The following is a 6,069-nucleotide window of genomic DNA, read 5'->3' as shown; positions in this document are numbered from 1 at the left end:
GAGGACGGCCCGGCAGCAGCCGAGGTGCTGTGGCCCGCAGCAACATGCCCACCCGCGCATAAATGCTGCGCAGCCTACGAAAACCGCTCTTAACTCACCAAGAGTGATCCGAATTTCCGGGCCAAAGGTTGTTGACGCGCTGCTCACTGGCTACCCTTTTGCACAGTTCATGCACGAGGAAGCCATGTCGCAAAAAATACACTGGATCGACAATTTACGTGCGGTTGCCTGCCTGATGGTGATCGTCATTCACACCACCACCTGGTACATCACTGGGCCAGTGGCCGTCACGGGGTTCAGCTGGGATGTGGCGAACCTGCTCAACTCCGCATCGCGCGTCTGTGTGCCGCTGTTTTTTATGATCTCAGGCTATCTGTTTTTTGGTGAACGCAGCGCGCAAGGGCGGCATCTGCTGCGCATCGTGCTGTGTTTACTGTTCTACAGCGCGGTGGCGCTGGCCTATATCACCTGGCTGACGCCGATCAGCGAAGGCCGCTCGTTGCTGAAACTACTGCAAAAACCAGTGTTCTATCACCTGTGGTTTTTCTTCGCCATCATCGGCATCTACCTGCTTTCACCATTGATTCAGGTAAAGAGTGTGCAACCGCGCTACGTGGCGCTTTTGGTGATCGTGCTGGCGGTACTGGCGAATCCCAACACCGTGAGCCAATCGCTGGGCCCTTTCCACTGGCTGCCAGTCAATCTCTACGTCAGTGGTGACAGCATCTATTACCTGCTGTATGCGCTACTGGGACGGGCGATTGGCTGCATGGGCACGGATAAGCGCGGCATCAGCTGGCTAGCGGGATTGGGCTTTATCGCCTGCTGGATTGGCATTACGCTCGGCACTAAGCAGATGCTGAAAATCAACGGCGCGTTCAACGACACCTGGTATCTCTACTGCGGCCCGCTGGTGTTTATCGCCGCTATCAGCTTGCTGGTGCTGTTCAAGAATGTGCTGAACAGCCGCACGCTGCCGATGCTGGCAACGATTTCGCGCTACTCACTGCCGATTTATGGCTTTCACGCGCTGTTTATCCACTATTTGCGCACCAACCATTACGACGATATGTCACGTCCGTGGCTGGATCTGCCGTGGGTATTTGGCATCACGCTGATTGGCAGCTTGCTGCTGGCCGTGCTGCTAAAACGCGTGGACAAATATCATCTGGTGAGCTGATCGTCCCAGCGCTGATGCGCGCGACGCAGCTGGCGTGCCGAGGAGAATCCGGCCGCCAGCGCAGCTTTCTCCGCCGCTTCGCCCTGCTGCTGACGCTGGCGCGCAATCACCAAACGCAGCTGTTCATGGTATTCACGCACGCTGATGCCGAGATGCTGGCGGAACAGGCGCGTTAAGTGACGTTCACTGACGTGTGCACGCTCGGCCAGCATGGTGAGCGACCAGTCATGTTCGGGATGGGCGATCATCACGTCCTGCGCGCGGTGAATCGCCGGATGCAGGTGATTGCGATAGCGCAGCCACGGCGACAGTTGTGGATCGTCACCGGAACGCCGGAACCATACCACCATTTCCCGCGCCACTTTCAGCGCCTGCGGTGCACCGCACAGTCGATTGATCAGATGCAATGCCAGATCGATGCCCGCCGTGATGCCCGCGCTGGTCCAGATGCCATGATCTTCCACGAACACGCGGTTATCTTTCACTAACGCAGCCGGTGCGGCGGCTTTCAGGCGCGGTAACACATCGTGGTGAGTGGTGCACTGGACCCCATTCAACAATCCAGCCTGCGCCGAGAGCAGTGCACCGGAACAGATGCAGACTAATGTGATGCGTTTAGACTGGATGGCGGACTGTTGTGAGCGTAGCCAGTCGCGCGCGGCAGCAGCAGGTGCCGTATCGAACCAGACTTTGGAGTCATTCACGCCGGGTACCACCAGCAGGCTGTTATCGGGCAGGCTATCGGGCAGCGGCGCGATATCCGCGATCGTCATGCCGGTGGAGCAGCGCACGCTGGCTTGCGGGCCGATGTAGTGCAAGGCAAAAAAGCCATCCGCCAGTTGCAGGGTTTCCGCCGGGCCAGTGAGATCGAGCGCCATTACGCCAGGAAGAACCAGAAAATAGACGGGCTGCGGCATCAAAGTCTCCAGATGGGATGATGTGTTTAGCTCTCCACCTCGGCATGGCAGAGGAGAACCGTTCGCGGGCTGAGGTCACTTTGCTGCTGTCTCAGCCTTTTTGGCTATCCTCTCCTGCTGATCACGGGCGAGTGCCAGGGACAATTCAGGCCATACAACATAGCCTGAATGGCTCATCATAGCCGAATAAAAGTCAAATCCACGACCAAATCCGGCCATCACCCAACCGAATCAGGACATCAGCGGTTGGAGCTGCTGATACAGCTGCGCAAACTTCTCGCGCTGCGGCTGATAAGCCTGATAACGAGCCACATCGGGTTGATGCCGCTGCACCAACTCTGGCGCGGGCCACTCGCTCTGTGGATCGATGGCCAACTGCGCCAGACGTGCCGCACCCAGCGCCGGGCCCACTTCGCCGCCGTGGCAATAATCCAGGGTTAATCCGCTGATATCCGACAGCATTTGCCGCCAGTAAGCACTGCGCGCGCCGCCGCCAATCAGCATCACCGTTTGGGGTTGCACCCCGCACTCGTGCACCGCTTCCATGCCTTCAGCCAGCGCAAAGCCTACCCCGGCCAGCACCGCGCGTGCCAGCTTAGGGCGTCCATGCTGATGAGTTAAACCAAAGAAGGCGCCCTGCGCCTGCGGATTGTTATGCGGAGTGCGTTCACCGGAGAGATAAGGCAGGAACCAGATCGGTGCGGCTTCACGGCTGGCTTTTTCCGCTTCCGCCAGCAGTTCAGGCACGTCTTTACAGCCGGTGAGCGCGGCTGCCCAGTCAAGGCAGGATGCGGCACTCAGCATCACCGACATCAAATGCCAGCGGTTGGGTAGCGCATGGCAAAAACTGTGTACCGCACGCTGCGGGTTGCTAAGGTAACCGTCGCTGACCAGGAAATAGACGCCAGAAGTGCCGAGCGACAGCATGCCCTGGCCCGGCGCCACCATACCGACACCCACTGCGCCCGCGGCGTTATCCCCGCCACCCGCCACAATAGGCACCGCGTTCATCTTCCAGCGTGCGGCAACGTCAGGCGATAAGGTTCCGGTGATCTGGTTGCCTTCATAAAGCGCAGGCATCTGGTTGCGTTTGAGATCGCAGGCGCTGAGCATGACATCGCTCCAGTCGCGCTTTGCCACGTCGAGCCACATCGTGCCCGCTGCATCGGACATGTCGCTGGCGAAGTCGCCGCTCATACACCAGCGCAGGTAATCCTTGGGCAGCAGGACTTTCGCCACTCGTTTAAACACACCGGGTTCGTGCTGCTGCACCCATAACAATTTGGGTGCAGTGAAACCGGGCATCATCAGGTTGCCGGTAATCTGGCGCGAATCGGGCACGCGCTGCTCCAGTTCCCGACACTGCTCACTGCTGCGCCCGTCGTTCCACAGAATCGCCGGACGCAGTATCTGGTGCTCAGCGTCCAATAGCGTGGCGCCGTGCATCTGACCGCTCAGACCAATGGCCTTCACGCCGCTGAGATCGTGCTGCTGCGCCAGCGCCTGCATCGCCTTGTCCGTGGCACTCCACCAGCTTTCGGGATCCTGCTCACTCCACAACGGCTGCGGACGCGATACCTGCAATGGCGCGCTCTCCACTGCGACAACCTGCCCTTGCGCATCCAGCAACACCACTTTGACGCCAGAGGTGCCTAAATCAATCCCGATAACCATGTTCAGCTCCTGATGCAGTGAGAAATCATAACTGTAGCCTTCGGTGGAGAATTTAATCACCTCTGCGCGGCGACGCTTCATATCAGAGCGTGAGAACGTGCTGTAGCGCACGGCTAAGATCAAGATTTCGCGCTGGGTTGTCGCTATAATTGCGCGGCATCTTCAAAGGAAGATCGTCGTCTCCGGTGAGGCGGCCGGATTTCAAATCCGGTTGGGGCCGCCAGCGGTCCCGGGCAGGTTCGACTCCTGTGATCTTCCGCCACCTTCAACTTACTGTTACTCATTTCTAAATGATTGGCTTAGGCAACCTGTAAGTCATCATTACAAGTTGGAAAATTTCAGCCTGAGGATGTAGAGCAAGGTTGGCACTTTACTTCTGCACTATCCTCCGCCACTTGTTCCAATCTTTTTACCTCGCCTGCACAATGCAGTTATTCGGTAAAACCGAACAACTGAGCTCTGTTTAAAAATCAGCTTGTTCATGATTCTATACTGTCTTTCACGCTGGCTATTGCGGAATCACCCATGCTCATCCATCCCACCGACAACCTGACCTTCTCCGGCGATCCGCGTGCGGATGAGCTGCGCAAAAAACTGCTGCAACCCAATGCACCTAAAGTGATTGCGGCGGCATTATCGAAACAGCTTGATCGAGAAAGCCGCACCCACAGACATGCCGCCGGGCAGCTTTATTGTCTGAAGCAGGGCATGATGACGGTCAACACGCCGTCGGGCATCTTCGCCAATCCACCGCGCCTGGTCGGTTGGATTCCGCCGCACTTCGAACACGCGATTATCGGGCCAGGCCGTGTACTTGGCTGGACGGTGTTAGTGGATGAAGCGCTCAGCGCACCCTTGCCTAAACATCCCGTACTGCTCTCCTGCCCTTCGGTGCTGGAACCGCTGGCTGAGCGGCTGGCAAGTTTGTCGCCGGATAGCTGGGGCAGCGATCGCTACAATCGATTATGCGATGTTTTTCTTGATGAGTTATATGAGTCCATCGAGCATGCCCTGACGCTGCCGCTCCCGGAAGAGCCGCGTCTGCGGCAGATTGCGCGCCTGCTGATGGACAATCCGGCGGACACGCGCACCGGACCCGAACTGGCACAGTGGGCGGGACTTAGTCCACGCAGTCTGAGCCGTCATTGGGCCAGCGCAGTGGGCATGAGCTTGTCGCGCTATCGCCAGGTCTCGCGACTGCTGAAATCATTGGAAGGACTGGCCGACGGCAAAAGTGTGCAGCAGGTGGCGTGGCAGGTCGGCTTTGATAGCGTGAGCAGTTACATTAGCGCGTTTCGCAGCGCCTTTGGTTCCACGCCCGGCAAATACTTTACGCCGCCTGACGCGTCTGCGGTTGCAGTATCAGAAGACTCGTAGGCCCATCGATTGCTGGCAAGCTGTGATGATATTTGCGACGAAACGCCCCGGGCGGCAGATCGTACATGCGACGGAAAGTGCGGCACCATGTCTGTTGAGACTCAAAGCCATACTTAATCGCAATCTCCATCAGCGGCATATGGCCGTTCATCAAGGCAATCGCCGATGCCGTGAGTTTTCGTTCACGAATATAACTGCCCAGCGCAATACCAGTATGGTGGCGGAACATACGTTGCAGATGCCACTGCGAGTAACCAGCCCGACGCGCCACGGTCTCCAGCGTCAGTCGCTGTTCTATGTTGTCTTCGATCCAGAGCATCAGTTGATGCATACAGGCTGCCTGAATATCCATCTTTCCTCCTGATGGCGGATTAAAAATCATCAGCATTATAAAAAAGCCTCAGCTGGCTATGTTTAGCGTTAAAGCCAATAAATAACGATATCTCGCCAAACTTGCGCACGTATCATTCGAGCTCAGCGCTTGCAGCTGGCACTATCATGTAATATTGTAAGTTACATGATAAATGCCTGACAGGAGAATGTATGAATAGTTGGATCACTTCAGACGTGGGAACTTGTGTCGCGATAGCCCTGGCAGCGGCCAGTATCGCGATGACCCTCACCCAAACCGAGTTGTTTGCCGGCCTGCGCGCATGGACCGCCAAAAAGCACGCGCTACTCGGCCATCTGTTCCACTGCTTTTACTGCATGAGCCATTGGACGGTGCTGGCGGGCATGGTGATTTATCGCCCTGCGCTATTGCACAGCGATATGGCACTCGTTGATTGGGTGATGACGGCGTTCATTACCTTAACCCTGACCACCTTTATCCACGGTCTGATGTTCAAGGTGTTCCAGGCAGCAGTCACCACGCATGTGATGAAGCACAATGCGCAGATCACTTTGCAGAAGCAGGATTGA

At 57.0% G+C, this 6,069-nt stretch carries 6 protein-coding genes and 1 tRNA gene; 4 read left to right on the top strand and 3 right to left on the bottom strand.

Annotated elements, in window-relative coordinates; all coding sequences use genetic code 11:
* Positions 1 to 184 precede the first annotated feature (184 nt).
* The gene (locus VH86_RS15780) at positions 185 to 1,180 is read left to right on the top strand and encodes an acyltransferase (protein WP_045833484.1); all 996 of its coding nucleotides are present in this window, start codon (positions 185 to 187) and stop codon (positions 1,178 to 1,180) included.
* Here the strand turns inward: VH86_RS15780 and VH86_RS15775 are convergent.
* Together VH86_RS15775 and xylB are read right to left on the bottom strand one after the other, a co-directional pair.
* Positions 1,165 to 2,097 (bottom strand): GlxA family transcriptional regulator, encoded by a 933-nt coding sequence (locus VH86_RS15775; protein WP_045833483.1) that lies wholly within the window; start codon positions 2,095 to 2,097, stop codon positions 1,165 to 1,167. The genes VH86_RS15780 and VH86_RS15775 overlap by 16 nt on opposite strands.
* Positions 2,098 to 2,328: 231 nt before the next feature.
* Positions 2,329 to 3,771, bottom strand: a complete 1,443-nt coding sequence (gene xylB / locus VH86_RS15770) for a xylulokinase (protein WP_045833487.1) — start codon at positions 3,769 to 3,771, stop codon at positions 2,329 to 2,331.
* 167 nt (positions 3,772 to 3,938) lie between these two features.
* On the opposite strand from xylB, the gene VH86_RS15765 reads away from it, so the two are divergent.
* Together VH86_RS15765 and VH86_RS15760 are read left to right on the top strand one after the other, a co-directional pair.
* A tRNA-Sec gene (locus VH86_RS15765) sits at positions 3,939 to 4,033 on the top strand.
* A 263-nt stretch (positions 4,034 to 4,296) separates the two neighbouring features.
* Positions 4,297 to 5,148, top strand: coding sequence for an AraC family transcriptional regulator (locus tag VH86_RS15760; protein ID WP_052696623.1), 852 nt, complete (start codon positions 4,297 to 4,299; stop codon positions 5,146 to 5,148).
* Here VH86_RS15760 and VH86_RS15755 read toward each other — a convergent pair.
* A complete protein-coding gene (locus VH86_RS15755; RefSeq protein ID WP_038643912.1) occupies positions 5,102 to 5,500 on the bottom strand; it encodes a helix-turn-helix domain-containing protein in 399 nt (132 codons plus the stop codon). The two genes, VH86_RS15760 and VH86_RS15755, sit on opposite strands and share 47 nt — an antisense overlap.
* 191 nt (positions 5,501 to 5,691) lie before the next feature.
* On the opposite strand from VH86_RS15755, the gene VH86_RS15750 reads away from it, so the two are divergent.
* Entirely contained in the window at positions 5,692 to 6,069 is a 378-nt protein-coding gene (locus VH86_RS15750) for a DUF1360 domain-containing protein (protein WP_197080225.1), read from the top strand.

It is taken from the genome of Pantoea sp. BL1 (assembly GCF_000963985.1).
Lineage (GTDB): Bacteria > Pseudomonadota > Gammaproteobacteria > Enterobacterales > Enterobacteriaceae > Pantoea > Pantoea rwandensis_B.
Note: the sequence above shows the minus strand (reverse complement) of the source record. Positions and strands in the feature narration are given on the sequence as shown.

Bases quoted from the DNA above. Each gene is read 5' to 3' on its own strand.
- VH86_RS15780 (WP_045833484.1), top strand. From the start codon at position 185: ATGTCGCAAAAAATACACTGGATCGACAATTTACGTGCGGTTGCCTGC.
- VH86_RS15775 (WP_045833483.1), bottom strand. From the start codon at position 2,097: ATGCCGCAGCCCGTCTATTTTCTGGTTCTTCCTGGCGTAATGGCGCTC.
- xylB (WP_045833487.1), bottom strand. From the start codon at position 3,771: ATGGTTATCGGGATTGATTTAGGCACCTCTGGCGTCAAAGTGGTGTTG.
- VH86_RS15760 (WP_052696623.1), top strand. From the start codon at position 4,297: ATGCTCATCCATCCCACCGACAACCTGACCTTCTCCGGCGATCCGCGT.
- VH86_RS15755 (WP_038643912.1), bottom strand. From the start codon at position 5,500: ATGGATATTCAGGCAGCCTGTATGCATCAACTGATGCTCTGGATCGAA.
- VH86_RS15750 (WP_197080225.1), top strand. From the start codon at position 5,692: ATGAATAGTTGGATCACTTCAGACGTGGGAACTTGTGTCGCGATAGCC.